Here is a 26475-nt window from a genome sequence, read left to right as displayed (position 1 = left end):
CGATGAGCGCGAAGGAATACGACTACATCATCGTCGGAGCGGGATCGGCGGGCAACGTGCTCGCGTCGCGTCTTACCGAGGAAGAGGACGTCACCGTGCTGCTGCTCGAAGCGGGCGGGCCCGATTACCGGTTCGACTTCCGAACGCAGATGCCGGCGGCGCTCGCGTATCCGCTGCAGGGACGCCGCTATAACTGGGCCTATGAAACGGAGCCCGAGCCGCACATGAACAATCGCCGCATGGAGTGCGGACGCGGCAAGGGGCTGGGTGGATCGTCGCTGATCAACGGCATGTGCTACATACGCGGCAATGCGCTCGACTACGACAACTGGGCCTCGATGCCCGGCCTCGAAAACTGGAGCTATCTCGATTGCCTGCCGTATTTCCGCAAGGCGGAGACACGCGACATCGGCCCGAATGAATATCACGGCGGCGATGGCCCCGTGCATGTGACGACGAGCAAACCCGGCAATAACCCCCTTTTTGCCGCGATGGTCGAGGCCGGAGTGCAGGCAGGCTACCCGCGCACGGACGATCTCAACGGCTATCAGCAAGAAGGCTTCGGCCCGATGGATCGCACCGTCACTGCGAACGGACGACGCGCGAGCACGGCGCGCGGTTATCTCGACCGCGCGAAGCATCGTTCGAACCTGACGATCGTCACGCACGCAACCACCGACCGCGTGCTGTTCTCGGGCAAGCGTGCGATCGGCGTTGCGTACTTGCATGGCGGCCAGCGTGCGACCGCCCATGTGCGGCGCGAAGTGCTCGTTTGCGGCGGGGCGATCGCTTCGCCTCAGTTGTTGCAGCGTTCGGGGGTCGGCCGGGCTGAATGGCTGAAGGAACTGGATATACCGGTCGTGCACGATCTGCCGGGCGTCGGCGAGAACTTGCAGGACCACCTCGAAATGTATATGCAGTACGCGTGCAAAGAACCGGTCTCGCTGTACCCTGCCCTGCAGTGGTGGAATCAGCCGGCGATCGGACTCGAATGGCTGGTCAACGGGACTGGAATCGGCGCAACCAATCATTTCGAGGCGGGTGGTTTCATTCGCACGCGCGATGACGATCCGTGGCCCAACATTCAGTATCACTTCCTTCCGGTCGCAATAAACTACAACGGCTCGAATGCGATCAAGATGCATGGGTTTCAGGCCCATGTCGGATCAATGCGATCGCCGAGCCGCGGGCGCGTGAAGCTCAAGTCGCGCGACCCGAATGCGCATCCGAGCATTCTCTTTAACTACATGGCCGATCCGCTCGACTGGCGAGAGTTTCGCGACGCGATCCGCATCACCAGGGAGATCATGCGGCAGCCCGCACTGTCGCGCTATCGCGGAGAAGAGCTCCATCCCGGCGACGACGCTGCAAGCGATGCCGAACTCGATGCATTCGTGCGCGCCAAGGCCGAAACTGCTTATCACCCGTCCTGCTCCTGCAAGATGGGCTATGACGACATGGCTGTCGTCGATGGCGAAGGCCGCGTTCACGGGATGCAAGGCCTGCGCGTAGTCGATGCCTCCATCATGCCGCAGATCACGACGGGCAACCTCAACGCGCCTACCATCATGCTGGCCGAGAAGATCGCGGATCGCATCCGCGGAATCAGGGCGCTAGAGAAACGCGAAACGCCCTACTACATTGCTGGCCGACGCGACGAGCCTGTTCGAACGGACGATGCTTTCCACAACGCCCGGGAACTCTATCCAAAAGTAACGTAGCCGCAGCTTCCACGCAGACCGTCACGACGCTCGATAATTCAACGATTCGGAGTACAGATGAGAAAGTACATAGCCCCGATGGCAGTGGCAATCACGATCGCAAGCAACTTCGTCGTCAGTGCCCATGCAGCAGATCCCGCAGCGTGTCGCGCGATTCGCATGGCCGATATCGGCTGGTCCGATATCGCCGCGACAACGGGCCTCGCCACTAACGTGCTGCTGGGGCTCGGCTACGCTCCGTCGAAGATAATCGCATCGGAGCCGATCACGTTCGCCGGCGTAAAAGCCAAGCAGATCGACGCCTTTCTCGGCTACTGGTCGCCCTCGATGGATTCGGTCATCGAGCCGTTCGTCAAATCCGGGTCTCTTAAGGTGGTGAACCCTCCCAATCTGACCGGCGCGAAATACACCCTGGCTGTCCCCGACTACGTCTATGACGCGGGGATCAGGAGCTTTGCGGACATTGCCAAGAACGCGGACAAGCTGCAGTACAAGATCTATGGCATCGAACCGGGCAACGATGCGAACGGGCTGATCGACAAAATGATCAAGACGAATCAGTTCGGCCTCGGCAAGTTCAAGCTCGTCGAGTCTAGCGAGGCCGGGATGCTGGTACAGGTGAATCGAGCGGTGCAGAACAAGCAGTGGATTGTTTTTCTCGGATGGGAACCGCACCCGATGAACGTCCGGATGAAGATCAAGTACTTGTCCGGCGGAGATGACGTCTTCGGACCGAACTATGGCGAAGCCAAGGTGTACACCGTGCAGCCGAGCGACTACGCGGCGCGATGCCCGAACGCGGCCAGGTTACTCGCGAACCTTCGATTCACCACGTCCATGGAAAATCAGATCATGACGCGCATCATGGACAAGGAAGACCCCAACAAGGCGACGCTGGCCTGGTTGAAGGCAAATCCGTCGGTGCTCGACAGCTGGCTTTCCGGCGTGACGACTCTTGATGGAAAGCCGGGGCTGCCCGCCGTTAAAGCCTATCTCGCAGACCACTGAGCGCGAAAGCCGGAATCCGGAGGCCGCGGCCAATACCCGCAATCATGATCAACGAGAAGATGTCGGCCTATGGGGCACTCTTTGTAGCGATCCTGCTCGAGATTGTCGGCACGACCTGCCTGCAAAAGTCGGATCAGTTCACGAAGCTCGTGCCTACCCTGGCCATGGCCGGTTGTTATTTGGGCGCGTTCTATTTTCTCTCGATCGTTCTGAAGACGATCCCGGTCGGCCTGGCTTACGCAATCTGGAGCGGACTGGGTATCGTGCTGATTTCGACCGTGGGCTTCTTCGTCTTTCGTCAGCGGCTGGACGCGCCTGCCGTTGTGGGTCTCGGCTTCATCGTATTGGGCGTGGTGATCATTAATGTCTTCTCGAACTCCAGAGTTCATTGAACAAGCGTAGTGGTGCCGCATGAATTGTCTCTTCGTGGCGCTGCGCGGGAGCATACGCCGGGATGCAGAGGCATCGTCGTCGACGGGAGAATGCAGTAACTTTCGATGGGGGGGCGACTTAGTACGTTATGCGAAGCATGTGCAACGACTATCACTGAGCCGCCCCTTACGACACCTGACGCGATGCGCTACCGCGTCAGCACTCCTTAGCCGTCCGTCGAAACCGTGACGGCCTCCCACGCACGAATCTCGTCGTCGAGCGCCGACAGCTTGCCTCTTACCAGCCCTAGTGCGTCGCTGCCAAGCAAGAGATGCACGGGCGGCCTGTCTGCGGCGATCGCCGTGAGCATCGCACGTGCTGCCTTTCGCGGATCGCCCAACTGCTGGCCGCTCTTCTCCTCGCGAGATCTGCGAACGGGGTCAAAGACGTCGTCATAGTCCGGGATGGACCGGGGCGTGCGCTTCATCGAGCGGCCCGCCCAGTCGGTGCGGAAGGAGCCTGGCGCCACGGCCGTCACTGCGATTCCAAATGGGCTGACCTCTTTGGAAAGCGCTTCTGAGACGCCTTCGAGCGCGAACTTGCTCCCGCAGTAATAAGCAATTCCGGGCATCGTAATGAAGCCGCCCATCGACGTCATGTTCATGATGTGCCCGCGTCGGCGCGCACGCATGAAAGGCAGTACCGCCTTCATCATGGCAACTGCGCCGAACACATTCACATCGAACTGTCGACGCATCTCCGACAACGGCGACTCTTCCATGATGCCTTCATGCCCGTAGCCAGCGTTATTGACCAATACATCGATCGGCCCCACGCTGTTCTCGATCTCCGACACTACGGCGTCGATCGCATCGAAATCGGTTACGTCGAGGACCCTTCCGAACGCGACGCCCGGGGCTAGCGCCTCAAAATCATCCTTGGCCTGTTCCGTTCTGACCGTACCGACAACCTTGAGGCCCGTCGCGAGTGCCTCTTGTGCGAGTGCCCGGCCAAAGCCGCTACTCACGCCAGTGATAAGTAGAGTCTTGCTGGATTTCATGGAAGCACGCTCCGTCACGTTGACTGAAGAGTGCATGCTAATCTTGCAACGAAGGCCCGATAAGCCAAATTCCGCTAATTTCCTTGCACAAAGCTATGAGCTCGAAACCGAAGCGGTCGAACGGTCCAATCGGAGTCGGAACCGGATTGTGGCGCTCTTGCGCGCGCTGGCGCCCTGCGAGGGCTACAACCTGACGCCACTGGCGAGCGTCCGCATCCTTCGTTCGGACCGAGCGTTGTCGCGCACGCCGGTCCTGTATGACCCGGGCATTGTGATCGTGTGTCAGGGCCGCAAACGTGGCTACTTCGGTGATCGGCTCTACCTCTACGACGAACATCACTATCTCGCTGTGTCGGTGCCAGTGCCCTTCACTATGGAGACCGATGCCACGCCGCAGCGTCCGTTGCTTGCCCTGTACTTGCATCTGGATTTCACCATGGCGGCGGACCTCGCGGCCCAGATCGATCGCGAAGGCGTGACGGACCTCGTAGACGCGCCCCAAAGCATGATGTCGACGCCGATGGACGACGCCATGCAGTCGTCCGTGTTGCGCTTTCTCGAAGCGATGCACCGGCCGCTGGAGGCCGCTGTATTAGGCGAAGGGCTACTGCGCGAACTCTATTTCCGTGTGCTGACCGGAGCGCAGGGGCGTTCGATGAAAGAGGCCCTTGCGATGCGCGGGCAGTTCGGCCGTATCGCTCGATCTCTGCGCCTCATCCACTCCGGCTATGCGCAGCCGCTCGACGTGACGCAACTCGCCGGGGAAGCCGGCATGAGTGTTCCGAGCTTCCATAGCCACTTCAAGGCGATCACGCATGTATCGCCGATGCAGTACGTCAAGTCGACGCGTCTGCATCAGGCCCGGCTGTTGATGGTGCGCGAGGGCCTGAGCGCGGACGCCGCCAGTCACGCGGTGGGATACACGAGTCCGTCCCAGTTCAGCCGGGAATTCAAGCGCCTCTTCGGTTCAACGCCCGCAGCGGAGACGCGACGCATGCGCGATAACTTCGCCGTCCCGCCGTTTGCCGACGCGACCTATGTCTCGTCGCACTGAGGGTTGCATGCGCGTTCTCGTCTGAAGGCTATCTACCGATGAACGCTCGATGAACGAGGGTAGAAGGCGCGAACGAGAACACGGCGACGAATCGCGCTGGACTGGCGTCTCATGCAGGGGGCACAACGTGGCGAGTCGGACTTCGCGATCGCGAACCTGCGTCGCCGACTCGTTGCCGACGGCCGGATCGTTGCGGTCCCAGAGACCGAAACCGAAGTCCAGCCGACACGCCTGCGTCTTCCGAGCCGCTTGGAGACCAGTACGAGCGCGTCGGCTGCAGGCGAAGCCCAGTGTGGTTATGCTCGTAAACCGTTCGACATCAACGAACTTATATCGTTGGTGAAGGATTGCACTTGAAGTCGATGGCGAACCAGAAGCGGTCGCTCAGAGCCTTCATCAACTGTGGCCGGGCGCGAGCGTGATGGTCAAGATCGTTAGAAAAGTCGAGCCATTCGACACAGCATTGGCAACAACGCGGCAGGCGCTTCATCTCGCATAGGAATTGCGAGCAAAGACGCACTTCACCGTAGTGCATTTTCCGAACGGAGTTGCAGACGACTGGCCTGCTTACATCATCTGAGGAGCTTCAAATGAAAGTACTGATAGTTCTGACTTCGCACGATCAACTGGGCAATACCGGGCGCAAGACGGGGTTTTGGCTCGAAGAACTGGCCGCGCCCTACTACACGTTCAAGGACGCGGGAGCGGAAATCGTTCTCGCCTCGCCTCGCGGTGGGCAACCGCCGCTGGATCCGAAAAGCAATGAGCCTGAGAATCAGACGGACATGACGCGCCGCTTCGAACGCGATGCGGACGCTCGCGCACAGCTTACCGCGACCGTGCGACTGGACAGCGTCTCGCAGGCCGACTTCGATACGGTTTTCTATCCAGGCGGTCATGGCCCGTTGTGGGATCTTGCCGAAGACAAGAACTCGATCGCGTTGATCGAATCCTTCGTCGCCGCCGGCAAGCCGGTCGCCCTCGTCTGTCACGCGCCCGGTGCTCTGCGCCACGTCCGCACCGCTGACGGCACGCCGCTGGTCCAGGGCAAGAAGGTCACGGGCTTCGCCAATTCCGAGGAAGCGGCAGTGGGTCTCACCGACATCGTGCCGTTCCTCGTGGAAGACGAACTGAAGGCCAAGGGTGGGATTTACTCGAAAGCCGACGACTGGGCGCCCTATGTCGTGACTGACGGCTTACTGATCACGGGGCAAAACCCGGCGTCTTCATCGCCTGCTGCGGCTTCGCTGCTCAAGCATCCGGCACTTGCCTCGCGCTAGAACGGACCGCGCCATCCATTTGGCGCAGGCATTTCGATTCACATCCATCGAACCGGGCGTGGTGAAGAGTGATAGGAGGTTCACCACGTCCGGATCGCCGCGCCGACCGTGCTCGACTTTTGTCGCCAGGCGATTCCCGCGGCTTCCGGTTGTACGCGGTATCGCGTTTGCGATTCACCAACCTGCAGACGCCGGCATCAACGGGATCATGCCGCGCCCAACGCGCCAACGCCTCTGCAGCGACTCCTCGCCGGCCTCGCGGCGGCCGCGTCCCATGCGTAGTCTGCGAGCGTGAGACGGTCACGATCCCTGCCCGGTCCAGTCTACAGTCTGAACTTCTGTCGGAGCGCCTTTGCAAGCACTTCCGCCGCCTCTGTCGTGCGCCCCCGAGTGCCCCGCATCAGTGTCACGCCGTGATCAGCGATAACCGGAAGTTCATCGAGTACCCGCATGTTTGCGGTGACTCGAGCACGGTCGAGCAGCGTCACCGCCAGACCCGACTCGACACATGCCTTGATGACCTGCGTCGATCCGCTGTCGAGGATCACACGCCATCTGCGGCCCTCCGACTCGAGCGCGCTCATCATTGCTGCGCGGTACGGACATGGCTCGGCATAGAGCGCTAGTGGAAGCGGTGCGCTCTCATCGCGCGCAAAGGTCGTGCTGCCGACCCAGACTGGCGTCGTGACCGTCAGAAGGTCCGCAGCCGCAACTTCATGCGACGGTTGTACAACGATCGCGAGATCGAGCTTGCCGCGATTGATCTGGTCGCGAAGCTTGTAGCTCGGCGCAGTCTTTACTTCCAGCACGACGTTGGGCCAGCTGGCAGCGAATTCGGGCAAGATGTCCTGGACCACATGCGCGGCATACTCATCGGGTATGCCGACCAGAACGCGGCCGGCCAAGCTCTTCCCGTGCATTGCCTCTATGGCGCGATCGTGGGCCGCCAATATCTCCCCTGTCGTCGATAAAAGCCGCTTGCCCAACGCCGTCAGCGTGACCGACTGGTTGTCTCGATCGAGCAACCGTCCACCTGCGATCGCTTCAAGTCGCTGGATATGGATGCTCACCGCTGCGGGGCTTCTGTTGACGAACTCCGCGGCGGTCCGAAATCGTCCGAACCGGGCAATTGCGTGAAAGGTGCGTAACAGGTCGATATCGAGAACGGAACTCATGATTTAGCGTTGTTGAACGACCGGGTCAGTATATTTTGATTTCCGAATCGACGCTGCGGCGGTAACGTGCATTGCATGACGCACACACCGACGGAAAGCCAGAACTTGCACACCGCTTCGATCGGCATCGATCGCGTGCCGCTTCCCCTGCTCGAGGCGCTGATGGTCGCAACCTGGAGTTCCGGCTTCGTGGGCATGCGGTTCTCAGCCGATTACGCACCGGTGTATCTCGTCATCTCGTGGCGGTTCATCATATTGTCGCTGGGTCTTTTTCCGTTCGTCGCAAGGGAGATCCGGCGCACGCCCTTGAGAGCTTTACTTCGCCAGTTAGTCATCGGAGCGTTGGCGATGGCGGGCTATCTCGCCGGCGTTGCGGGAGGCATCCAGCAGGGCGTGCCGGCCGGACTCGCGGCGCTCGTCGCAGATTTGCTGCCGCTTGGCGTACTGCTCATTTCGACGTTCGCCTTCCGGGAACGCAATCCGGCCGCAGTATGGGCAGGATTGACGCTAGGCGTTGCAGGAACGCTCATAGTTGGCCGCGACGCCGTTTTGCTCGGGAAAGCACCTGCGTGGGCATACGGACTACCCGTGGCCGGAATGCTTTCGCTCGCGGTAGCCACTGTGTGGCAGCAGCGAACCACGACTCATAACGACGGGCTAAGTCCACTCGGTATGCTGTGGCTACAGAGCTTCGTATCGGCACCGATTTTTTTCGGGCTGCAGGCCTTGCAGGGACAGGTGATGCCGCTTATGAGTGTCGGATTTGCCGCGAGCGTCGCCTGGACGGCCATCTTCGCGACAGTCGGCGGATGCGGCCTATATTGGCTCTGCCTGCGGCGGTCGTCGCCCGCTCGCGTCACGAGCGTGCTCTTTCTCAGCCCGCCCGTCACCATGATCTGGGCATGGGCGATGTTCGGAGAGCCGCTGTCCGGCTCGATGGCCATCGGAACAGCAATCTCTGCGCTCGGGATGATGCTGGTGATAAGGGATGGTCGCAAACAGACGGCGTGATGCCCTCGTTCTTTAAAGCCAGGCTCGCGCGAATCGCGCAATTGCGGGTACGTCAGCAAGCGACGCAGTTCCAGTTTCACTGACAGATCTTTTGCGCCGGGTCCGAGGCGCCGCTGCGTTCAGTCGATAACGCACTCACGCGTTGTTTAAGGCAGCGCAACGCCCGCCCAGCGGATGCCCGGCGACATTTGAAAGGCATTCCACCGCGTGATCCGACGAACGGCCGCCCACGCCGCCACGCGCCAGGGCGCTCGGCCCAACCGCCGATGCTGCCACAGACAACCGCCGGATATCGCGACATCAACACCTTCGTCGTGACCTACAAGCACGGCCCCGGCGATGCGCGCTATTCGGCCATCTTCCGCCGCAGCAGGCTCGTGTCATTGAAGCTCGCCGCCGTCGATCTCAACGGCTGACGAGCTCGCAGCACGATCATGCGCCCTCTTCAGCTTTAACCGGCTTCGCGGCATACGCGGCTTCGTCTTCCGCTTCGGCGGATTCGCCCGCCTGACAGACCGCCACCAGAATGCTGCACTTCACGCGATCGAGCAGCGGCGTATTGCCCGCGCCCATCCACCATCGCGCGAGTCCGCTGCGGCAACGATGCCCGACGACCACGAGGTCCACCTTGAGGTTGTCGGCGAGCGCGGCGATCTCGTCGATAGGATGCCCGAACGCGAAATGCCCCTGCGCCTGCAGTCCGCGTTCACGCAGCCAGTCGACGCCCTCTTGCAGGATGTCGCGCGCCGCATCTTCGAAACGCCCGCACGCGACGTCCGTCAGCAGACCGGCGCTCTGGGCGATGCTCGATCGCATGTCGACCACGGCGAGCACGTGCGTTTCCGCGTTGAGGTCGAGCGCCAGGTTCGCGCCCTGGCGCAGCGCCTTGCGGCCTTCCCGGGAGCCGTCGTAGCACAGCAGAATTTTTCGGTAACTTGTCATCATGCCTCCCTGCCGCATCGCATGAGCGCGGCGTAACTCGATGATCGTGTGCCGCGACCCGCGTCGCAACGATGGAAAACGCTAATCTTCCGCAACGCGACACCGCACTAGCTTGCACCGTGCCAGTTTGCGCCGCGTCCCTTCCGGCAAGGCTCCGGCGCGTTCGGCGCAAGCCGCGCCGGACGCAGCCGGCACTCGTTTGACTCGCGCACGCAGCATGCAGTTGCGCGCAAGCGTCGCAGTGGTGCATTGGATTACACTAGCCCGCTGCTTTCCCTCAAACAGGTCACGCATGGCAACGCAGGCTCCGCGCGCCGCGTCCGGGCATCACGCTCAGGCCGCGCCCGCCATCGAATTCAGCGAAGTCAGAAAACAGTACGGCGGGAAGAACGTCGTCGACGGACTGTGGTTCGACGTGCGTCCGGGCGAATGCTTCGGACTACTCGGTCCGAACGGCGCCGGCAAGACGACGACGCTCAAGATGCTGCTCGGCATCACGTCGCCGGATAGCGGGACGATCCGCCTCGTCGGCGAACCGGTTCCGTCGCGTGCGCGCTTCGCCCGGCAACGCGTCGGCGTCGTGCCGCAGTTCGACAATCTCGATCCCGACTTCACCGTGCGCGAGAACCTGCTCGTCTTCGGCCGCTACTTCGGGCTGACGGGCGCGCGGATGACCGCGCTGGTGCCGTCGCTGCTGGAATTCGCGAGGCTGGAAAGCAAGGCCGATGCGCGCGTCGGCGAGCTGTCGGGCGGCATGAAGCGGCGGCTGACGCTGGCCCGCGCGCTCGTCAACGATCCCGATGTCCTCGTGATGGACGAGCCGACCACCGGCCTCGATCCCCAGGCGCGGCATCTGATCTGGGAGCGGCTGCGCTCGCTCCTCACACGCGGCAAGACCATTCTGCTGACCACGCATTTCATGGAGGAAGCCGAGCGCCTTTGCGACCGCCTGTGCGTGATCGAAGAGGGGCGCAAGCTCGTGGAAGGCCGGCCGCACGATCTGATCGCGTCGGTGATCGGCTCGGACGTCATCGAAATTTACGGACCGGACCCGCATGCGCTCGCAGCGGAACTGGAACCGCTCGTGGAGCGAATCGAAGTGAGCGGAGAAACCATTTTCTGTTACGCCGACGATCCGCAGCCCGTGCACGCGCGCGTGAAGGGACGCGCGGACGTTCGCTATCTGCATCGTCCGGCGAATCTCGAGGACGTGTTCCTGCGCCTGACCGGGCGCGAAATGGTGGACTGAACGAACGATGGAAACCTTCGAACAACCGGGCGTTCAAGCCGACAAGACCCGCAAGCAGCCGGGCAGTCTCGCGCCGCTTTCGAGCGCCCTGCCCGCCAACGCGACGCACTGGATGTCGGTGTGGCGGCGCAACTACCTCGTCTGGAAGAAGCTTGCGGTGGCGTCGATGATCGGCAATCTCGCCGATCCGATGATCTACCTGTTCGGCCTCGGGCTCGGTCTCGGGCTGATGGTCGGGCACGTCGACGGGGTGTCGTATATCGCGTTTCTGGCGGCGGGCACGGTGGCGTCGAGCGTGATGATGTCCGCGAGTTTCGAAGCGATGTACTCGGGCTTCTCGCGCATGCAGGTGCAGCGCACGTGGGAAGCGATCATGCACACGCCGCTCACGCTCGGCGATATCGTGCTGGGCGAAATCGTGTGGGCCGCGAGCAAGTCGGTGCTGTCGGGCGTCGCGATCATGGTCGTCGCGGGCGCGCTCGGTTACGCGAGTTTTCCGTCGATGCTGCTCGCGCTGCCCGTCATCGTGCTGACCGGACTGGCGTTCGCGAGCACGGCGATGATCGTCACCGCCATCGCGCCGAGCTACGACTTCTTCATGTTCTATCAGACGCTCGCGCTCACGCCGATGCTCCTGCTCTCCGGCGTGTTCTTCCCGGTGACGCAACTGCCCGCGCTCGCGCAGCACGCGACCCAGGCGCTGCCGCTCTATCACGCTGTCGAGCTGATTCGTCCCGCGATGCTCGGACGCCCCGCCGATGGCGTCGCGCTGCATCTGGCCGTGCTGATCGCCTATACCGTGCTGCCGTTCTTCGCGTGCGCGTGGCTCTTCAGGCGGCGCATCATGAAATAAAAACGGCGACGGACGTTCACCGTCCATCGCCGTTCTGCCGGCAAAGGCGCTTACTTCACCGGAAACTCCTTGTGCCCGCCGAAGCCGAAGCGCATCGCGGAGAGCATGCGCTCGGGGAAGAGATCGGCATCGCGCGAGCGGAACCGCGTATAGAGCGCAGCCGACAGCACCTGCGCCGGAACCGCTTCTTCGATCGCCGCTTCGATCGTCCAGCGTCCTTCGCCGCTGTCGGCCACTTCCGTCGAGAAGCGCTCGAGTCCTTCGTCGCTCGCGAGCGCGCCCGCCGTCAGATCGAGCAGCCACGACGACACGACACTGCCGCGCCGCCACACTTCCGCGATATCAGCGAGGTCGAGCGAGTAGCGTTCGTTCTCCGGCAAGTCCGGCGACTCCTTGTGCCTGAGGATGTGGAAGCCTTCCGCATACGCCTGCATCAGTCCGTACTCGATGCCGTTATGCACCATCTTCACGAAGTGCCCCGACCCGACCGCGCCGCAATGCATGTAGCCGTTCACGACGCGCGGATCGCGTCCTTCGCGGCCCGGCGTTTCCGGAATGTCGCCGCGGCCTGGCGCGAGCGTCGCGAAGATCGGATCGAGCCGGCGGACCACCGCTTCTTCGCCGCCGATCATCATGCAATAGCCGCGCGTCAGGCCCCAAACGCCGCCCGACGTGCCGACATCGACGTAATGCACGCCCTGCTCGCGAAACTGCGCGGCGCGGCGGATATCGTCCTTGTAGAAGCTGTTGCCGCCGTCGATCACCACGTCGTCCGCCGCAAGAATCTTGTGGAGATCCGTGAGCGTGTCCTCGGTGATCTTGCCCGCAGGCAGCATCAGCCAGATGACGCGCGGCGCGGCAAGCTTCGAGACGAGATCGCCCAGGTCTTTCGCACCGGTCGCGCCTTCGCTCGCGAGCGCTTCGGTCGCCTGCGGGTTGTGATCGTAGACGACGCATTCGTGCCCGCCCTGCATCAGACGCCTGCCGATGTTGCCGCCCATGCGTCCCAGCCCAACGATGCCGATCTGCATGATGTGCTCACTCCTTGCCATTGGCGTCGGCCTTCACGCGCTCGATCTGCTTTTTCGCGGCTTCGTAGACGCCTTCGAGCGTGAAGCCGAACTTCGTCTTGAGCGCCTTGAGCGGCGCCGATGCGCCGAAGGTATGCATCACGATCTGCGCGCCGAGACGCCCGGTATAGCGGTCCCAGCCGAGCGTCGCGGCCTGCTCGACCGCCACGCGCGCATTCACGCCCGACGGCAGCACCGATTCCTTGTACGCCTCGTCCTGCTTCTCGAAGATGTCCCACGACGGCATCGACACGACGCGCGCCGCAATGCCTTCGCTCTTGAGCTTCTCATACGCCTCGACGCACAGCGACACTTCGCTGCCTGTTGCCAGCAGCAGCACTTCGGGCTGCTTGCCATCGGGGGCATCGGCGAGCACGTAAGCGCCGCGCCGCACGCCTTCGGCCGACGCGTACTTCGTGCGGTCGAAGGTCGGCAGCGGCTGGCGCGTCACGACGATGCACGACGGCTCCTTCGAATGCGACAGCGCCACGCGCCAGGCTTCGCTCACCTCGTTGGCATCGGCGGGGCGCAGCGTCGTCAGACCGGGCACGCCACGCAGCGACGCGAGTTGCTCGATCGGCTGATGCGTCGGACCGTCTTCGCCGACGCCAATCGAATCGTGCGTGAACACGTAGATGACCGGCACTTCCATGATCGCCGAGAGACGGATCGGCGGCTTCATGTAGTCGCTGAAAATCAGAAATGTCGATGCGAACGGCCGCAGCCCCGACAGCGCGAGCCCGTTGGCGACCGCGCCCATGCCGTGCTCGCGAATGCCGAAGTGCAGATTGCGCCCGCCGTAGTTGTCGTGCTCGAAGCTGCCCGCGCCTTCGAACTTGAGATTCGTTTTCGTCGATGGCGCGAGGTCCGCCGCGCCGCCGAGCATCCAAGGAATGCGTTGCGCGATCGCGTTCAGCACCTTGCCCGACGATTCGCGCGTCGCGATGCCCTTTTCGTCCGGCTCGAACGTGGGAATGTCGGCGTCCCAGCCCTCGGGCAGCTTGTTCTCGAGCATCAGCCACGCTTCTTTCGCCAGCTCGGGGTTGGCCTTCTCGTAGGCGTCGAAGCGCTGCTTCCACTCGGCATGCGCCGCCTTTCCGCGCGCGCCCATGCCATCGGCGAAATGCTGCATCACGCCATCGGGGACGAGGAACTGCGCGTCTTCCGGCCAGCCGTAGAACTTCTTCGCGAGCTTGATTTCCGCGTCGCCGAGCGGCTCGCCGTGCGCGCTCGCCGTGTCCTGCTTGTTCGGCGCGCCCCAGCCGATGATGCTCTTCACCACGATCAGCGTCGGCTTGTCCGTCGACGCCTTCGCTTCGTTGAGCGCGGCTTCGAGCGCGGCTGCGTCGTTGGCGTCGTCGACATGCAGCGTGTTCCAGTTGTAGCCGTGAAAGCGCGCTTCGACGTCGTCGCTGTAGGCGAGGTCCGTGTGGCCTTCGATCGTCACGCGGTTGCTGTCGTAAATCCAGATGAGGTTCGACAGCTTCAGATGCCCCGCCAGCGACGCCGCCTCGTGCGAGACGCCTTCCATCATGTCGCCGTCGCCGCAGAGCGCATAGACGCGGTAATCGAAGAGCGTCGCGTCCGCCTTGTTGAAGTGCGTTTCCTTCCAGCGCGCAGCCATCGCCATGCCCACGCTGTTGCCGAGACCTTGCCCGAGCGGGCCGGTCGTGGTTTCGACGCCGGTCGTCATGCGGAACTCCGGGTGGCCCGGCGTCTTGCTGCCGAGCTGGCGGAACTGCTGGATATCGTCGATGGAAACGGCGGGCTTGCCGGTCGGCTTGCCGCTTTCATCGACCTCCTTCACGCCCGCGAGATGCAGGAGCGAATACAGCAGCATCGACGCATGTCCGACCGACAGCACGAAGCGGTCGCGGTTCGGCCACAGCGGCGCGTCCGGATCGTAGCGGAGATGGTTTTGCCACAGATGGAACGCGACCGGCGCGAGCGCCATCGGCGTGCCGGGGTGGCCGGAATTGGCTTTCTGCACGGCGTCCATCGACAGCGTGCGGATCGTATCGATGGCCAGGCGATCCAGATCTTGGGATTGCGGCGTGACTTGCGACATGAGCGACGACTCCTTTCTTGAAGAGCGCGCTGTGGCGAGAGGCGCCGCAGCGGGCAACCAGGACCATCGAGCAAGTGCGGTGCCTTACGGCGGCATCGCACGCGAGTAAGACGGAAAGCGCGCCGTCAGGCGCGGCTCTCGTATTCGGCAGGACTGGGACGCGCGACGCGCACAACCTGTGCGTCCGGTGATTCGGGTGTTTCGTCCGGGCGGCGTCTCGGTGATGAAACGACGCATCGCCCGGTTCATGCATCCATGCTGACACATCCGCGGTCCGGTGACCGGAACCGCGTTACGGCATTACGGCGCGGGATTCGGCTGACGCTCGTGCAAGGCCTCGATTTCCGCGAGGATCTCGTCGGACAGTTCGATGTCCACGCTCGCCACATTCTCCTGCAACTGCGCCATCGACGTCGCGCCGATCAGCGTGCTCGTCGTGAACGGACGCGTGTTGACGAAGGCAAGCGCGAGCTGCGTCGGCGTGAGGCCGTGGCGCTTCGCGAGTTCGACGTAGGACGTGGTCGCGGCGATCGCCTGCGGCTTGCTGTAGCGCTGGAACCGCTCGAACAGCGTGATGCGCGCGCCCGCCGGACGTGCCCCGCCCTCGTACTTGCCCGACAGCCAGCCGAACGCGAGCGGCGAATACGCGAGCAGGCCGATGCCTTCCTTGTGCGTGAATTCGGACAGCCCGAGCTCGTAGGTGCGATTCACGAGACTGTAGGGGTTCTGAATGCTGACGATACGCGGCAGCCCCGCCTTCTCCGCCGCGCGCAGAAACTGCGCGACGCCCCACGGCGTTTCGTTCGACACGCCCACGTAGCGAATCTTGCCGGCCTTCACGAGATCGCCGAGCGCGGCGAGCGTTTCCTCGATAGGCACGGTGTATTCATCGTCGATATACGGATACGCCCCGCGGCCGAAAGTCATCGTGCTGCGGTCGGGCCAGTGCAGCTGATAAAGATCGACGTAGTCGGTTTGCAGGCGCTTGAGGCTGCTGTCGATCGCCTCGTTGATGTTCTTGCGGTCGAACTGATTGCCCGCGCCGCGAATGTGACGCGGATTGTGCGGCTGGCGCGCCGGCCCGGCGATCTTGGTCGCGAGCACGATATCGCCGCGCTTGCCGGCGTTTTTCGCGAGCCACGTGCCGATGTACTCCTCGGTGCGGCCCTGCGTTTCGGGGCGCGGCGGCACCGGATACATTTCGGCGGCGTCGATCAGGTTCACGCCTTGCGCGAGCGCGTAGTCGATCTGCTCGTGCGCTTCGCTTTCGGTGTTCTGCTCGCCCCAGGTCATGGTGCCGAGCCCGATCAGACTCACGTCGACGCCCGAATCGCCCAGTTTCCGATACTTCATCGCTTGGTTCCTTTTTTATTGAAGCCTGCTTGGTGACACCCGCTGGCGAACTGTCCACGGCAGACATAGCCGACCAACCGCAGAAACTACCATAGGCGCGCGAGGTCTGCTCCCACGGCTAGAATTCACGCACTGCGCCTTCCACACGATCAAACGACCCGGCCGATGTCCTCTTCCACTGCCTCCAGCGAACCCGACCGCACGAAGCCGGGCTCCTCGATCATCGTCATGCTCGTCGCCGCGACGTTCTTCATGGAGAACCTCGACGGCACCATCATCGCGACCGCGTTGCCGCAGATGGCGCGTTCGTTCGGCGTGCATCCCGCCGACATGAGCCTCGGCATCACCGCGTATCTGCTCACGCTGGCGGTGTTCATTCCGATCAGCGGATGGGCCGCCGACCGCTTCGGCCTTCGCACCGTGTTCGGCAGCGCAATCGCCGTGTTCACGGCGGCGTCCGTGCTCTGCGCGACGACATCGACACTGCCCGCGTTCGCTGCGGCGCGCGTGCTGCAGGGCATCGGCGGAGCGATGATGGTGCCGGTCGGACGCCTCGCCGTCCTGCGCGCGACGCCCAAAGACGGGCTGATGCGCGCCATCGCCATCATTACGTGGCCGGGACTCGTCGCACCGGTCATCGGGCCGCCGCTCGGCGGTTTCATCACGACGTATTCTTCCTGGCGATGGATTTTCTATCTGAACGTGCCGCTCGGTCTGATCGGCCTGTTGCTGACCTGGCGCTTCGTCGACAACGTGCGTGAGGATGCGCAGCGCCGCTTCGACTTCGCGGGCTTCGTGCTGTGCGGCATCGCCTGCGTGACGCTGCTCTACGCGATGGAACTCGTCGGCCGCAACGACGCCTCGTGGCCGCTCGTCGGCGCGCTCGTCGCGATGGGCGGCGTGGCGGGCGTCCTGTCGTGGCGGCATCTGCGGCGCGCGGCGCAGCCGGTCGTCGATCTCGCGCCGCTCAAGATCCAGACCTTCGCCGTGGCGATGGGCGGAGGCTCGCTGTTTCGCATCGCCATCAGCGCCGCGCCGTTTCTGCTGCCGCTGATGTTCCAGGTCGGCTTCGGCATGAACGCATTCGATTCGGGCCTGCTCACGCTCGCCGTCTTCGCCGGCAACCTGTCGATGAAAATCGTCACCACGCCCGTCATGCGGCGATTCGGCTTTCGCCGCGTGCTGATCGTCAACGGCGTGATTGCGGCGCTCTCGCTCGCCGCGATGGCCCTGCTCGCCCCGTCGACGCCGAAGCTCGCCATTGCCGTCGTGCTGTTCGCGAGCGGCCTGTCGCGCTCGCTCCAGTTCACGGCGCTCAACACGCTCAGCTTCGCCGACGTGCCGAAGGCGCAGATGAGCGGCGCGTCGGCACTATCGAGCACGCTTTTTCAGATGACGATGGGCGTTGGCGTCGCGGCCGGCGCGATTGCGCTGCGCATCGGCGAGTGGCTGCACGGCCACGATGCGCATTCGATCGCACCGGAGGATTTCAGCGTCGCGTTCCTGATCGTCGGTTTCATCGGGCTTGCGGCCGTGATCGATCTGCTCAGGCTGCCGAAAGACGCCGGTGCGCTGGTGTCGGGGCATGGCAAGGCGGACAGATCGCGGCGCTAAATGTCGGGCGTTGCGTGCCGTAAACCACGGTATGAACATGCAAAGTCTGGAATCGATCGCCGCCGTGAGCGAAGCGGTCGCCGTCATCCGCCATGCGCGCGGCCTGAAGAACCCGAACGATCTGCCGGCCGGCACGCCGGAATGGAAAGCCGCAAGCGATGCCTTCGCCGACGACTTCCTGCGCGCGCTCGACGGCGAACCGGGCGTGCGCTCCTGGTGGACGTTCTAACGCGCTTTACCGTTTCGCCGCTTCACGGCCTCACCGCTTCAGCCAGTCGAGCCATCCGAGCGCGATCGCCGCGTTGACGATGACGCCGGCCGTCGCCGCGAGCGCCGCGATCATCGTCCAGAAGGCGGAGCGGCGCGACGCCTGCGCGGATTCGCGGGCAAGCTGCGCCGCATCGTTCGCCGATGAGACCGAGGCGAACATCGCCCGGAACTGCTCGTTCTGACGCGCGGCGTCCTTGTCCCGCAGCCAGGCGCGTTTGCTGGCGATTTCCGGATCGGCGTGCGCGGCCTCTTCGAGATCGGCGCGGACCGATGCTTCACCGGCGGCTTCGTAGCGTCGATAGCGGGCTTGGCGGGCGGCTTCCTGATTATCGTTGTCGCTCATCGTTCTTGTAGATTTGTCTGACGGACGCCGCGCAAAAGCCGCTCCACGCACGGCGCGACGCCGCGCGTGGACCATCACTCGGGCATCGCCGGTTCGGCGTCAGCGGTCGTTCGACATCGCTTTCAGACGATCGTTGCCGGCGTCGCGGGCGGCATCGGCGGTGGCGAAGTTTTCTTCCGACACCATCGCGCGCTTGATCTCCTGCGCCTGGAAATCGACGAGGACGAGCACCCACACGAAGCCGCCCGCCTGTTCCGCCGTCTGCACGAATGCGCGCAGCCTGCCTTCATTCGACGATGCCATCTCGATCTCCCATTTCGTGACTGCGTTCGATCCGAAGCGAGCGGCGGGGTCCGTCAGGGTTCGAAGTCGAGCCCGCCGAGCAATATCGACGGCTCCGCTTGCGAGCGCGTGTTGAAATCGACTTCTCGCGCGCCTTGCCAGGCGATGAATTTCGCGCCGAGCGAATCCAGATATCGCTGAAAACGCGCTTCTCCGCCGGGGCGCAGCAGGCGCTCGATTTCGTCGTCGTCCCAGGTGAGGAACACGCTCAGATCGTACGGATATTGACCCGCCCGCTCGCCATTGTCATGCGGCGGCGCACTGATGTGCAGCCGCGTCGGCGCATTACGATGTTCGTACGGAAGGACGTCGATACGCAGCCCGCGACCGATCTGCCGCGCGACGCGTTCGACGATGCGCGGCATGAATTCGGCTTCGAACCTCAGCGCCTGTTCCCGATTCAATGCATGTTCTCCGCTGCGCCCGCGTTTGCTCGTCGTCAGACGGGCGGCAGGTCTTCGAGCGATTTCTCGATTTGCCCGTCCTGCACGCGCGCCTCGATGCCGACGTGGCCGTTGGCGTAAGGCAAGGCGCTGACTTTGGGTCCGAGAAAGGTTCGTCCGCCGAGCGTGAAGAGCGTGCGGACTTCCTTGCCGCTCTTGATGGCGTCCACGACTTCGTGGACATCCACGATGCTGGTCGGAGCCGCCCACGCATTCCTGGCGGAGTCGAAACTGCCCCAGCGCACGTTGGTCACACGATCGTTGACCCAGCGCACGCCGTCGATCGCCAAAGTAGCCATAGCTGCCTCCATGGTCGTCGGTTGGGGGATGGTCTGAAGATGCTAGCACGGTGCATCGCGCCGTGGCGTCCTTGCGGTTCGCCTTACTTCGCGATGGCGTCGCTCGCGGGACTGTTGTGCAGCATGCGGTCGCTGTTCGGCGGCGGATTGGGACGCTTGACGGGCATGTTGTCGGGATTGTGCGGGCGCGCGGCGCTGGCCGCAGGCGATCCGGGCGCGCCGGGCGGCCTGACCATCGACGCGTTGTCGTCCGGGCGCGCGGCCGGCGGATTTTGCGCCTGTGCGGCGAGCGCGGCACAGAGGAACGCGCTTGCCGCGATCAGTTGGTTTCTCATGATGGACTCCGTTCGAACGACGTCATGCCTGATCTGACAGGCGTTCACCCGAAAGATTCGCCTGTGCCGCCGCGAAGCGCCCGCAAAACGCGCTCGCATCGCTGCGTTAAAATCGCAGATTCGCCGCCATCCGACACCGTTCGACTTATCGCCATGTCCGCCGTTCCGAAGATCAGCCCCCGCCGCGTGTCCGTCGCACCCATGATGGACTGGACGGATCGCCACTGCCGTTCGCTGCATCGGCTCGTGTCGCGCCATGCATGGCTCTACACCGAGATGGTGACGACCGGCGCGCTGCTTTACGGCGATGTCGCGCGGCATCTCGCCTTCACGCCCGGTGAAGCGCCTGTCGCGCTGCAACTCGGCGGCAGCGAGCCCGGCGATCTGGCCCGAAGCGCGAAGCTCGGCGAGCAATGGGGCTACGACGAGATCAACCTGAATTGCGGATGTCCGTCCGAGCGCGTGCAGCGCGGCGCGTTTGGGGCGTGCCTCATGAAGGAACCACAGCTCGTCGCCGACTGCGTGAAGGCGATGCGCGATGCCGTATCCATTCCGGTGACGGTGAAGCATCGCATCGGCGTCGACGCGGTCGAGGACTATGCGTTCGTCCGCGACTTCGTCGGCACGGTGGCGGACGCGGGCTGCGAGGTGTTCATCGTCCATGCGCGCAACGCGATTCTCAAGGGCCTCAGCCCGAAGGAAAACCGCGAGATTCCGCCGCTCAAGTACGACTATGCGTATCGGCTGAAGCGCGACTTTCCGCATCTGGAAATCTCGATCAACGGCGGCATCAAGACGCTGGATGAGGTGGAAGAGCACCTGAAGCATGTCGATGGCGTGATGCTCGGACGGGAGGCGTATCACAATCCGTATGTGCTGGCGGAAGTCGACACGCGCTTCTACGGTGCGACGACGCCGGTTCCGGCGCGCGAGGATATCGAGGCGGGGCTGATCGAGTATGCGCGTACGGAACTTGCGCGCGGCACGTACCTTGGCGCGGTGACGCGGCATGCGCTGGGCTTGTACCGGGGCGAAGCGGGCGCGCGCGGATGGCGGCGCGTGTTGTCGGATAGCAAGCGGCTCGCGAAGGGCGATCTCGGCATCTTCGATGAAGCGCGCAGCCATTTGCGCGACGGCGTCGAGGCGATCGAGGCTTGACGCGATCCGGCAGCGCGGACCGCAAAAAAATGCTCGAAAGGGCTAGGCAAGCGGAATCTCAGTTCGTATAATCTCGCTTCTCGATCGGCAGGCAATCTTGCTGAAGCGAGAAAGCAGTAGATCTGTTGTCAGTGGTGGCTGTAGCTCAGTTGGTAGAGTCCAGGATTGTGATTCCTGTCGTCGTGGGTTCGAGTCCCATCAGCCACCCCAGAGAATTCAAGCAAAAAGCCCAGTCGAAGACTGGGCTTTTTGCTTTGTGGCGCTTCTCGTGCCGCCATGCACCGGCTGCCCCACGCCCGCCCCTATAATGGCGCTCGTCACGATAACCGAGCGAGCCGCCGTCTCGCCCGCCTGCGGTCCAGCCAATGCAAAAACTCATTCTGCCGTTCGTCTCAGGTTTTCTCGCCGCCCTGTTCTTTCGTGAATCGACTTACGCGCTTTTACACGCAGCCGGACTCATCGATGCGACCGGCTTCTCCACCACGCCTTTCCTGCCGCTCGGCATCCCCGAGTTCATCGCCAATGCATTGTGGAGCGCGGTCTTCGCCGTACTGATGGCGTGGCTGCTGCGCGTCGCGCCCGATAACCGCGCCCCGTGGATCGGCGCGCTCGTGTTCGGCGGCATCGTGCTGACGGCGGTGAGCGCCTTCGTGATCGATCCGGCGCGCGGCATCTGGCCGGCCGGCAACATGCTGCCGCGCCTCGCGCCGAGCTTCATCGCGAACGCCATCTGGGGCTGGGGCGCGCTCGTCTTCATGCGCGCATTCATGGCGCGCGGCGAGGCGCGTTAAGCACTAAGCGGCCGGCCTCCCGGCCGCCGCAAGCCTCAATCCTTCAGCAGCCTCAGCGGGTGTGTCGCCGGTGACCACGCGCTGTCGAACATGTGCTCGACGTCCTTCGGCTCGACATCCTCGGCGCGGGTAACTTTCCATGCCGGCTGATCGTCCTTGTCGACGATGCGCGCCCGTATACCCTCCACCACGTCGCCCCGCTCGAAAACGGAGCGCGTGAGATCGAGATCGCGGCGCAGCGTCTCGGCCATCGTCGAAAAGCGCGCGCGATCCACCTGCTGAAGCGCTACATCGACGGACAGCGGCGAACGTTCGCGCAATTGCGCCGCCGTGCCGCGCGCCCACGCGCTGCCCGACGCGTCGGCTTCCCGTTCCAGCGACGCCAGAATCGCCGCGCCATTGCCCGCCGCGAAACACTTGTCGATCAGCGTGCGCGCTTCCGCGAGCGGGCTGGCATCGGGGATCGGCGAGACCTTGTATTTCGTGGTCTCGTTCTGCACGAAACGCATGATGTCGACGCCATCCAGAAAACGCTGATGCCGCAGCGATTCGATCAGCCCCGGCAGCGCGCCGTCGTCGAGATAGGCGTCGGCCATGCGTGCATAAAGCGCATCGGCGGCGCCCATGCTCGCACCCGTCGCCGCGAGATAGCGGCCGATCGCGCCCGGCGCGCGCGCCAGAAACCAGCTCACGCCGACATCGGGAAACAGTCCGATGCGCGTCTCGGGCATCGCCATCTTCGTGGACTGCGTGACGATGCGTAGCCCGCCGGTGTGATGCGCGCCCTGCGAAATGCCCATGCCGCCGCCCATCACGACGCCGCTCATGACCGCGATATACGGCTTCGGGAACGTGAAGATCGCGTGATTGAGCTTGTACTCGTCGATGAAGAATGCGTCGACGGTGTCGCTGTCGCCCGCCTTTGCCGCGTCGTATAGAAAGCGAATGTCGCCGCCCGCGCAAAACGCGCGCACGTGCGGGCTGTAGATCATGACGGCGCGGATCGCCTGGTCGTGACGCCAGGCCCGCAACGCCTCGCTGATCGCGCGCAGCATCGGCGGCGTCAGCGCGTTGAGCGCCTTCGGACGATCGAGCGCAATGAAGCCGATGCCGTTGGCGGTGTCGATACGGATGTCTTCAGTGGTCATCGTGTTGAGAGTCGGAACGTTCTTTCGGTCAATCACCAGAGCTAGCGGCGAACCCGGAACCAGCGGCGAGCCACGCATCGAGCGACAGCTCGACGAGCGCCGCCACCGGCGCCGCAGGCAGCGCCGCACCGCTCAGTTCGAGCGCGACGATGCCGTGCAGGTTCGCCCACAACGCCTGTGCGCAGGCAGCCGGCGCGTTCGCGTTCAGCGCGGCGAACGCCTCCTCGAAAAGCGAAAGCATCGTGGCGCTGTCGCGGCTGCTCGCGACGCCGGCGGAACCGGCTGCATCGCCGGTCTCCATGAACATCAGCCGATACATCTCCGGCTCCGCCAGGCCGAACTCGACGTACGCGCGGCCGATCGCTTTCAGGCGCGCGGCGGGATCGGGAATCGCCGCGTGCGGAACGAAGGCCGCGCGCAATTGCGCATACCCTTCTTCGCGCAACGCTCGCGCAATCTCGCCCCGGCTCCTGAAGTGAAGATAGAGCGCCGCGGGCGAGTAGTCGATCGCATCGGCGAGCTTGCGCATCGAGAGCGACCCGATGCCCTCGCTCCTCACGATGCCGCGCGAGGCTTCGAGTATGCGCTCGCGCAGCGCGTCGCGCTGCTGCTGCTTGTGCTCCTGCAATCGGCGTGTCCGCTCTTCATCCAGACTCATGCGAGGCATTGTCGGCACCGCTACGTTGCAAGTGAGTTTAGGTTACCGCGGGCGATGCCGCGCACGACGCCGCCGTTCAGACGATCATCGAGCCGTCGTCGTCCCTGCGTGTTGCCGAAGCCGCGTTATAAAGCGGCTCGTCCGAGTCGCCCAGCACGACCGAAGCAAACAGAATGCAGAAGCCAAGAATCAGGACACCGACGGCCGCCCAGATGAGCCAAAGTGCATTGGACTCGACGAGCGAGTGAAGAAAGGATTGAAGCATGACGACCCCGCGCGATTTTTATAATGGATGCTCTTCGAAGCTAACGCCCCGGAGCAAGTAATATGCCGAGCGAATCGCATCGCATGCGGCAGATTGTCGTCATGTTACTCCGAGGCGTGAGCGTGCGAAAGGACACCGTTCATGGACGTCCTTTTCGCCGCAGCGTCGAAGGCTGGCAGCTCTTACACCCCATGCTTGTAAGAGGCGCTCCTCTCACTCGACAGTGACGCGCCCCGGCGGAAAGTGCCCGCTTTTCAGCAGCACGGGCATGCCGTTCGTCACACGCAAGTGTTCCCGCGCGACAGCTTCGATGCGCTCGCGGCCGGCATCGAAAGCGCCGATCCAGCCGGCGCTGTCGTAAGTCTGTGCGCCGAAGTGGTCTTCGAGCGCTTCCACTGAAATCGCGCACGGCACGCGCCGGCCATCGACTAGCGCGGCGAATTCGATCGTGAGATTGGAATCGCGATAATCCGGCGCGTCAGAAAGAAAATGAATGTCCATGATTGTCTCGTTGCAGAGGCGTCTCTCCGTTCGATCCCGCTGCGACGAGCGGGCCGCGCTGCGAAGTCCGGTCAGGGCAAACATGGTACTCGCCGATGCACCGCACGGTCCAGCAGGCGCGCGATGCGCCGCCGCCGACGATCAGCCGTCGAGCACGTCCTCGCCGACATCCACGACGAGCAGCGAGCTTGCGCGAGGATCGGCGTAATTGAAATCGAGGTGACGGCTCATTTCACGCACGCGCTGGCATACGCGCTCGCGAGCATCGTGCGGAAGATGCGGATACGCGAGCAACACGCGTGCGTCGAAACGGTAATGCACGCCCCACGCGATATTGCCCGCATGGTTCGCCACCCCGCCCGTGCGCCAGCTGACGAACAGCGCGGGACTCGAATCGGCGCCGACCTCGGCGATGTCCGCGCCGCTCGGAAACAGATCGACAAGGCAATGCGCGATATCGTAAAGCACGGCGTGGCGCAGATGAATGGCTCGCATCATGTCGATTGCAGTAACCGGTCGATGTAATCGCGCGCCGCTTGCTCGACGTGCGTGAGTGCTTCCTCCTCCGTGGCGAAGCGTCGCTCAGGGCCAAGATCGACGAGCGCCTCGAAGTGGCGGGCGTTGTCGGGGCCGCCCTGACCGAGGCTCACCGAACCGACGTAAATACCCGCGCCGGGCTGACCGTCCTTGCTCTCGTGCGTCTGCACGAGCCGCGCCGATGCGCTGATGTAATAGCTTCGATACGGTCCCGTGACTCTTTCCGCCATTGCTTTTGTCCTCCGTTGCTCGTTGTCGTGCCGTGCGCCATTGCGCGGCTCGACCGCAATTCAAACCGATAGCCCATTCATAGGGCGCACGATCCGGCAAATAGTTCGCAGCGTATGAAATGCTGCATGTGTTGAGTGCCGTCTCGCAAGCGTCGCGCCCGCGTCATGTCACGCCGGGTCATCGGCGTATGGGACAATGCCCATCTCAGAAAGTATGCGCGCGCGGGCCTCGCGTCGCACGGACCAGAACTCACGAGGTACAGATGAAGGGATTCAATCGGCGAAGCAGCCGACTTTCCACGCTTGGAGATGCGTTTCCTTCGGCGCATGGGGCGCAAGGGATACGCAAGGTTTCATGGCTGCGCGCGTCGATGCTCGGCGCGACTGCGCTCTTGATGGCGGGGCTGGGTGCTTGCGCATCGTCGAATGACGCTTCGCTTATCAATCTGCCCGATGGACAGACGGGCTACGCCGTCAATTGCAGCGGCGCGGATGCCGGATCGAGCTGGGCGAGTTGCTATGTGCTCGCCGGGAAGGCGTGCGGCGCGACGGGGTATGACATCGTGTCGAAGGACAACGAAGAAGGCGGGCCGACGGGCGGCGGCATCAGCAATGTGATATCCGCGAACGTGAAGAATCGTTCGATGATCATTCGCTGCAAATAGGCACGCGGTTCTCGCCTTGTGCCCCACCGTGTTTTGTTAAAGCGCGGAGATAGCGCTCAGTGATGATCGAGCGCGAGCGCGGCGTAGCTCTGACCGAGGACGGCGCACAAAGCTTCGACCACCATCTCGTGATCCTTGCGCTGCGGCAGTCCCGACACCACGACCGAACCAATCACGCCAGCATTCGCGACGCGGATCGGAAACGCTCCGCCATGCGCGGAGTATTGAGCGGGATCGAGGCCGTATTTATCGGCGAGCGTCGCGCCGCTTTGCTGCAGCGTAAGCCCGATGGCATACGAGCTGCGGCGGAAGTGCTCGACCGTCTTCGATTTCCGCTCGGCCCAGCGCGCGTTGTCGGGCGTCGCGCCATCGAGTGCGGCGAAGAAAAGGCGGTGGCCGAAGGTGCGCACGTCGATCGCGACGGCTGCACTCCGCGCAAGCGCCATCTCGCGCAATTGCGAGCCCACTTGCCAGGCGTGTTCCGTGTTGAACTGCGGGAACACGAGCGTGTTCTCCTGATGCGCGATGGCTTGAAGATCGTGTGGAAGGTCCATCGTTTCTCCTTTGCGTGTGGGCCGGCTGATGCGCGGATCGAAAGCGTTTCGAGCAGATAACAAAAAACCCGCTCAGTGGCGGGTTTGATGTTGCGACGGTCTTCAG

Annotated in this window: 32 protein-coding genes and 1 tRNA gene; 15 read left to right on the top strand and 18 right to left on the bottom strand. The window is 63.4% G+C overall.

The genetic code is table 11. The features are described 5' to 3' along the window. The first annotated feature begins 2 nt into the window (after positions 1 to 2). The 3 genes from betA (at position 3) to BG57_RS25940 (ending at position 3121) form a co-directional block, all read left to right on the top strand. Positions 3 to 1721, top strand: coding sequence for a choline dehydrogenase (gene betA, locus BG57_RS25950; RefSeq protein WP_052005995.1), 1719 nt, complete (start codon positions 3 to 5; stop codon positions 1719 to 1721). A gap of 78 nt (positions 1722 to 1799) precedes the next feature. Then, the gene (locus BG57_RS25945) at positions 1800 to 2729 is read left to right on the top strand and encodes a choline ABC transporter substrate-binding protein (RefSeq protein WP_371875836.1); all 930 of its coding nucleotides are present in this window, start codon (positions 1800 to 1802) and stop codon (positions 2727 to 2729) included. Between the two features lie 44 nt (positions 2730 to 2773). After that, positions 2774 to 3121: a DMT family transporter gene (locus tag BG57_RS25940; protein WP_035969579.1), complete on the top strand. Its 348-nt coding sequence runs from the start codon at positions 2774 to 2776 to the stop codon at positions 3119 to 3121. Between the two features lie 206 nt (positions 3122 to 3327). Here the strand turns inward: BG57_RS25940 and BG57_RS25935 are convergent, their stop codons facing one another. Beyond that, positions 3328 to 4161, bottom strand: a complete 834-nt coding sequence (locus BG57_RS25935) for an oxidoreductase (protein ID WP_035969641.1) — start codon at positions 4159 to 4161, stop codon at positions 3328 to 3330. 145 nt (positions 4162 to 4306) lie between these two features. On the opposite strand from BG57_RS25935, the gene BG57_RS25930 reads away from it, so the two are divergent. Both BG57_RS25930 and BG57_RS25920 read left to right on the top strand, forming a co-directional pair. Then, positions 4307 to 5215, top strand: a complete 909-nt coding sequence (locus BG57_RS25930; RefSeq protein ID WP_035969639.1) for an AraC family transcriptional regulator — start codon at positions 4307 to 4309, stop codon at positions 5213 to 5215. A gap of 590 nt (positions 5216 to 5805) precedes the next feature. Beyond that, a complete protein-coding gene (locus BG57_RS25920; protein WP_035969575.1) occupies positions 5806 to 6495 on the top strand; it encodes a type 1 glutamine amidotransferase domain-containing protein in 690 nt (229 codons plus the stop codon). Positions 6496 to 6818: 323 nt separating this feature from the next. Here BG57_RS25920 and BG57_RS25915 read toward each other — a convergent pair whose 3' ends face one another. Further along, on the bottom strand, positions 6819 to 7670 hold the full coding sequence (locus BG57_RS25915; RefSeq protein WP_035969573.1) for a LysR substrate-binding domain-containing protein: 852 nt from the start codon (positions 7668 to 7670) through the stop codon (positions 6819 to 6821). 75 nt (positions 7671 to 7745) lie between these two features. On the opposite strand from BG57_RS25915, the gene BG57_RS25910 reads away from it, so the two are divergent. Together BG57_RS25910 and BG57_RS31820 are read left to right on the top strand one after the other, a co-directional pair. Next, a complete protein-coding gene (locus BG57_RS25910; RefSeq protein WP_052005994.1) occupies positions 7746 to 8681 on the top strand; it encodes a DMT family transporter in 936 nt (311 codons plus the stop codon). A gap of 266 nt (positions 8682 to 8947) precedes the next feature. Continuing rightward, on the top strand, positions 8948 to 9097 hold the full coding sequence (locus BG57_RS31820) for a hypothetical protein (protein WP_167569276.1): 150 nt from the start codon (positions 8948 to 8950) through the stop codon (positions 9095 to 9097). Positions 9098 to 9113: 16 nt separating this feature from the next. Here the strand turns inward: BG57_RS31820 and BG57_RS25905 are convergent, their stop codons facing one another. Next, the gene (locus BG57_RS25905) at positions 9114 to 9623 is read right to left on the bottom strand and encodes a universal stress protein (protein WP_035969635.1); all 510 of its coding nucleotides are present in this window, start codon (positions 9621 to 9623) and stop codon (positions 9114 to 9116) included. A 292-nt stretch (positions 9624 to 9915) separates the two neighbouring features. Between BG57_RS25905 and nodI the strand changes: the two genes are divergently transcribed. After that, positions 9916 to 10872 carry a nodulation factor ABC transporter ATP-binding protein NodI gene (gene nodI / locus BG57_RS25900; RefSeq protein WP_052005993.1) on the top strand — a complete coding sequence of 319 codons (957 nt, stop codon included), beginning with the start codon at positions 9916 to 9918 and terminating at the stop codon, positions 10870 to 10872. 7 nt (positions 10873 to 10879) lie between these two features. Next, positions 10880 to 11725 (top strand): ABC transporter permease, encoded by an 846-nt coding sequence (locus tag BG57_RS25895; protein ID WP_035969572.1) that lies wholly within the window; start codon positions 10880 to 10882, stop codon positions 11723 to 11725. 50 nt (positions 11726 to 11775) lie between these two features. Here BG57_RS25895 and gnd read toward each other — a convergent pair whose 3' ends face one another. The 3 genes from gnd to BG57_RS25880 all read right to left on the bottom strand — a co-directional run bounded on the left by gnd (position 11776) and on the right by BG57_RS25880 (position 16216). Beyond that, positions 11776 to 12756, bottom strand: a complete 981-nt coding sequence (gene gnd, locus BG57_RS25890; protein ID WP_035969629.1) for a phosphogluconate dehydrogenase (NAD(+)-dependent, decarboxylating) — start codon at positions 12754 to 12756, stop codon at positions 11776 to 11778. Between the two features lie 7 nt (positions 12757 to 12763). Next, on the bottom strand, positions 12764 to 14863 hold the full coding sequence (gene tkt, locus BG57_RS25885; protein WP_035969569.1) for a transketolase: 2100 nt from the start codon (positions 14861 to 14863) through the stop codon (positions 12764 to 12766). Between the two features lie 300 nt (positions 14864 to 15163). After that, positions 15164 to 16216: an NADP(H)-dependent aldo-keto reductase gene (locus BG57_RS25880; protein ID WP_035969566.1), complete on the bottom strand. Its 1053-nt coding sequence runs from the start codon at positions 16214 to 16216 to the stop codon at positions 15164 to 15166. A 165-nt stretch (positions 16217 to 16381) separates the two neighbouring features. Here BG57_RS25880 and BG57_RS25875 point away from each other — a divergent pair, with 165 nt between their 5' ends. Together BG57_RS25875 and BG57_RS25870 are read left to right on the top strand one after the other, a co-directional pair. Continuing rightward, positions 16382 to 17830 (top strand): MFS transporter, encoded by a 1449-nt coding sequence (locus BG57_RS25875; RefSeq protein ID WP_035969564.1) that lies wholly within the window; start codon positions 16382 to 16384, stop codon positions 17828 to 17830. 37 nt (positions 17831 to 17867) lie between these two features. Further along, positions 17868 to 18059: a hypothetical protein gene (locus BG57_RS25870; protein ID WP_229753809.1), complete on the top strand. Its 192-nt coding sequence runs from the start codon at positions 17868 to 17870 to the stop codon at positions 18057 to 18059. A 30-nt stretch (positions 18060 to 18089) separates the two neighbouring features. Here the strand turns inward: BG57_RS25870 and BG57_RS25865 are convergent, their stop codons facing one another. From BG57_RS25865 to BG57_RS25845, 5 genes are all read right to left on the bottom strand, one after another. After that, a complete protein-coding gene (locus BG57_RS25865; protein WP_035969561.1) occupies positions 18090 to 18443 on the bottom strand; it encodes a hypothetical protein in 354 nt (117 codons plus the stop codon). Positions 18444 to 18542: 99 nt separating this feature from the next. Next, positions 18543 to 18746 carry a hypothetical protein gene (locus BG57_RS25860; RefSeq protein ID WP_035969559.1) on the bottom strand — a complete coding sequence of 68 codons (204 nt, stop codon included), beginning with the start codon at positions 18744 to 18746 and terminating at the stop codon, positions 18543 to 18545. 53 nt (positions 18747 to 18799) lie between these two features. Beyond that, the gene (locus tag BG57_RS25855) at positions 18800 to 19189 is read right to left on the bottom strand and encodes a DUF5594 family protein (RefSeq protein WP_035969557.1); all 390 of its coding nucleotides are present in this window, start codon (positions 19187 to 19189) and stop codon (positions 18800 to 18802) included. A 35-nt stretch (positions 19190 to 19224) separates the two neighbouring features. Then, a complete protein-coding gene (locus BG57_RS25850) occupies positions 19225 to 19527 on the bottom strand; it encodes a hypothetical protein (protein ID WP_035969555.1) in 303 nt (100 codons plus the stop codon). Between the two features lie 83 nt (positions 19528 to 19610). Next, the gene (locus tag BG57_RS25845; protein WP_035969553.1) at positions 19611 to 19862 is read right to left on the bottom strand and encodes a hypothetical protein; all 252 of its coding nucleotides are present in this window, start codon (positions 19860 to 19862) and stop codon (positions 19611 to 19613) included. Positions 19863 to 20015: 153 nt separating this feature from the next. On the opposite strand from BG57_RS25845, the gene dusA reads away from it, so the two are divergent. The 3 genes from dusA (at position 20016) to BG57_RS25830 (ending at position 21811) form a co-directional block, all read left to right on the top strand. Continuing rightward, positions 20016 to 21020, top strand: coding sequence for a tRNA dihydrouridine(20/20a) synthase DusA (gene dusA / locus BG57_RS25840; RefSeq protein ID WP_035969550.1), 1005 nt, complete (start codon positions 20016 to 20018; stop codon positions 21018 to 21020). 134 nt (positions 21021 to 21154) lie between these two features. Continuing rightward, positions 21155 to 21230, top strand: a tRNA-His gene (locus BG57_RS25835). 155 nt (positions 21231 to 21385) lie between these two features. Beyond that, positions 21386 to 21811 (top strand): hypothetical protein, encoded by a 426-nt coding sequence (locus BG57_RS25830; protein WP_035969547.1) that lies wholly within the window; start codon positions 21386 to 21388, stop codon positions 21809 to 21811. A gap of 35 nt (positions 21812 to 21846) precedes the next feature. Here BG57_RS25830 and BG57_RS25825 read toward each other — a convergent pair whose 3' ends face one another. The 6 genes from BG57_RS25825 to BG57_RS25800 form a co-directional block, all read right to left on the bottom strand. After that, positions 21847 to 22959: an enoyl-CoA hydratase/isomerase family protein gene (locus tag BG57_RS25825; RefSeq protein WP_035969544.1), complete on the bottom strand. Its 1113-nt coding sequence runs from the start codon at positions 22957 to 22959 to the stop codon at positions 21847 to 21849. A gap of 28 nt (positions 22960 to 22987) precedes the next feature. Continuing rightward, complete coding sequence (locus tag BG57_RS25820; RefSeq protein ID WP_035969627.1) at positions 22988 to 23617, bottom strand: TetR/AcrR family transcriptional regulator; 630 nt, start codon at positions 23615 to 23617, stop codon at positions 22988 to 22990. Between the two features lie 76 nt (positions 23618 to 23693). Beyond that, on the bottom strand, positions 23694 to 23882 hold the full coding sequence (locus BG57_RS25815; RefSeq protein WP_035969542.1) for a hypothetical protein: 189 nt from the start codon (positions 23880 to 23882) through the stop codon (positions 23694 to 23696). Positions 23883 to 24095: 213 nt separating this feature from the next. Beyond that, positions 24096 to 24383, bottom strand: a complete 288-nt coding sequence (locus BG57_RS25810; RefSeq protein ID WP_035969540.1) for a DUF1488 family protein — start codon at positions 24381 to 24383, stop codon at positions 24096 to 24098. A gap of 141 nt (positions 24384 to 24524) precedes the next feature. Further along, positions 24525 to 24881 carry a hypothetical protein gene (locus BG57_RS25805; RefSeq protein ID WP_035969539.1) on the bottom strand — a complete coding sequence of 119 codons (357 nt, stop codon included), beginning with the start codon at positions 24879 to 24881 and terminating at the stop codon, positions 24525 to 24527. Next, positions 24878 to 25150, bottom strand: a complete 273-nt coding sequence (locus BG57_RS25800; RefSeq protein ID WP_035969537.1) for a hypothetical protein — start codon at positions 25148 to 25150, stop codon at positions 24878 to 24880. Before BG57_RS25800 ends, BG57_RS25805 begins: the two co-directional genes overlap by 4 nt. A gap of 371 nt (positions 25151 to 25521) precedes the next feature. On the opposite strand from BG57_RS25800, the gene BG57_RS25795 reads away from it, so the two are divergent. Continuing rightward, positions 25522 to 25815 carry a hypothetical protein gene (locus BG57_RS25795; protein ID WP_229753832.1) on the top strand — a complete coding sequence of 98 codons (294 nt, stop codon included), beginning with the start codon at positions 25522 to 25524 and terminating at the stop codon, positions 25813 to 25815. A 56-nt stretch (positions 25816 to 25871) separates the two neighbouring features. On the opposite strand, the gene BG57_RS25790 is transcribed toward BG57_RS25795, so the two are convergent. Next, positions 25872 to 26369 carry a heme-degrading domain-containing protein gene (locus BG57_RS25790; RefSeq protein WP_035969535.1) on the bottom strand — a complete coding sequence of 166 codons (498 nt, stop codon included), beginning with the start codon at positions 26367 to 26369 and terminating at the stop codon, positions 25872 to 25874. Positions 26370 to 26475: the final 106 nt, after the last annotated feature.

The organism is Caballeronia grimmiae, from assembly GCF_000698555.1.
Classification (GTDB): domain Bacteria; phylum Pseudomonadota; class Gammaproteobacteria; order Burkholderiales; family Burkholderiaceae; genus Caballeronia; species Caballeronia grimmiae.
This window is presented reverse-complemented; position numbering and strand designations above follow the sequence as displayed.

Excerpts from the sequence above, each read along its gene's own strand:
- betA (WP_052005995.1), top strand. The coding sequence starts at position 3 with ATGAGCGCGAAGGAATACGACTACATCATCGTCGGAGCGGGATCGGCG.
- BG57_RS25945 (WP_371875836.1), top strand. The coding sequence starts at position 1,800 with ATGGCAGTGGCAATCACGATCGCAAGCAACTTCGTCGTCAGTGCCCAT.
- BG57_RS25940 (WP_035969579.1), top strand. The coding sequence starts at position 2,774 with ATGATCAACGAGAAGATGTCGGCCTATGGGGCACTCTTTGTAGCGATC.
- BG57_RS25935 (WP_035969641.1), bottom strand. The coding sequence starts at position 4,161 with ATGAAATCCAGCAAGACTCTACTTATCACTGGCGTGAGTAGCGGCTTT.
- BG57_RS25920 (WP_035969575.1), top strand. The coding sequence starts at position 5,806 with ATGAAAGTACTGATAGTTCTGACTTCGCACGATCAACTGGGCAATACC.
- BG57_RS25915 (WP_035969573.1), bottom strand. The coding sequence starts at position 7,670 with ATGAGTTCCGTTCTCGATATCGACCTGTTACGCACCTTTCACGCAATT.
- BG57_RS25910 (WP_052005994.1), top strand. The coding sequence starts at position 7,746 with ATGACGCACACACCGACGGAAAGCCAGAACTTGCACACCGCTTCGATC.
- BG57_RS31820 (WP_167569276.1), top strand. The coding sequence starts at position 8,948 with ATGCTGCCACAGACAACCGCCGGATATCGCGACATCAACACCTTCGTC.
- BG57_RS25905 (WP_035969635.1), bottom strand. The coding sequence starts at position 9,623 with ATGACAAGTTACCGAAAAATTCTGCTGTGCTACGACGGCTCCCGGGAA.
- nodI (WP_052005993.1), top strand. The coding sequence starts at position 9,916 with ATGGCAACGCAGGCTCCGCGCGCCGCGTCCGGGCATCACGCTCAGGCC.
- BG57_RS25895 (WP_035969572.1), top strand. The coding sequence starts at position 10,880 with ATGGAAACCTTCGAACAACCGGGCGTTCAAGCCGACAAGACCCGCAAG.
- gnd (WP_035969629.1), bottom strand. The coding sequence starts at position 12,756 with ATGCAGATCGGCATCGTTGGGCTGGGACGCATGGGCGGCAACATCGGC.
- tkt (WP_035969569.1), bottom strand. The coding sequence starts at position 14,863 with ATGTCGCAAGTCACGCCGCAATCCCAAGATCTGGATCGCCTGGCCATC.
- BG57_RS25880 (WP_035969566.1), bottom strand. The coding sequence starts at position 16,216 with ATGAAGTATCGGAAACTGGGCGATTCGGGCGTCGACGTGAGTCTGATC.
- BG57_RS25875 (WP_035969564.1), top strand. The coding sequence starts at position 16,382 with ATGTCCTCTTCCACTGCCTCCAGCGAACCCGACCGCACGAAGCCGGGC.
- BG57_RS25870 (WP_229753809.1), top strand. The coding sequence starts at position 17,868 with ATGCAAAGTCTGGAATCGATCGCCGCCGTGAGCGAAGCGGTCGCCGTC.
- BG57_RS25865 (WP_035969561.1), bottom strand. The coding sequence starts at position 18,443 with ATGAGCGACAACGATAATCAGGAAGCCGCCCGCCAAGCCCGCTATCGA.
- BG57_RS25860 (WP_035969559.1), bottom strand. The coding sequence starts at position 18,746 with ATGGCATCGTCGAATGAAGGCAGGCTGCGCGCATTCGTGCAGACGGCG.
- BG57_RS25850 (WP_035969555.1), bottom strand. The coding sequence starts at position 19,527 with ATGGCTACTTTGGCGATCGACGGCGTGCGCTGGGTCAACGATCGTGTG.
- BG57_RS25845 (WP_035969553.1), bottom strand. The coding sequence starts at position 19,862 with ATGAGAAACCAACTGATCGCGGCAAGCGCGTTCCTCTGTGCCGCGCTC.
- dusA (WP_035969550.1), top strand. The coding sequence starts at position 20,016 with ATGTCCGCCGTTCCGAAGATCAGCCCCCGCCGCGTGTCCGTCGCACCC.
- BG57_RS25830 (WP_035969547.1), top strand. The coding sequence starts at position 21,386 with ATGCAAAAACTCATTCTGCCGTTCGTCTCAGGTTTTCTCGCCGCCCTG.
- BG57_RS25825 (WP_035969544.1), bottom strand. The coding sequence starts at position 22,959 with ATGACCACTGAAGACATCCGTATCGACACCGCCAACGGCATCGGCTTC.
- BG57_RS25820 (WP_035969627.1), bottom strand. The coding sequence starts at position 23,617 with ATGAGTCTGGATGAAGAGCGGACACGCCGATTGCAGGAGCACAAGCAG.
- BG57_RS25815 (WP_035969542.1), bottom strand. The coding sequence starts at position 23,882 with ATGCTTCAATCCTTTCTTCACTCGCTCGTCGAGTCCAATGCACTTTGG.
- BG57_RS25810 (WP_035969540.1), bottom strand. The coding sequence starts at position 24,383 with ATGGACATTCATTTTCTTTCTGACGCGCCGGATTATCGCGATTCCAAT.
- BG57_RS25805 (WP_035969539.1), bottom strand. The coding sequence starts at position 24,881 with ATGATGCGAGCCATTCATCTGCGCCACGCCGTGCTTTACGATATCGCG.
- BG57_RS25800 (WP_035969537.1), bottom strand. The coding sequence starts at position 25,150 with ATGGCGGAAAGAGTCACGGGACCGTATCGAAGCTATTACATCAGCGCA.
- BG57_RS25795 (WP_229753832.1), top strand. The coding sequence starts at position 25,522 with ATGCTCGGCGCGACTGCGCTCTTGATGGCGGGGCTGGGTGCTTGCGCA.
- BG57_RS25790 (WP_035969535.1), bottom strand. The coding sequence starts at position 26,369 with ATGGACCTTCCACACGATCTTCAAGCCATCGCGCATCAGGAGAACACG.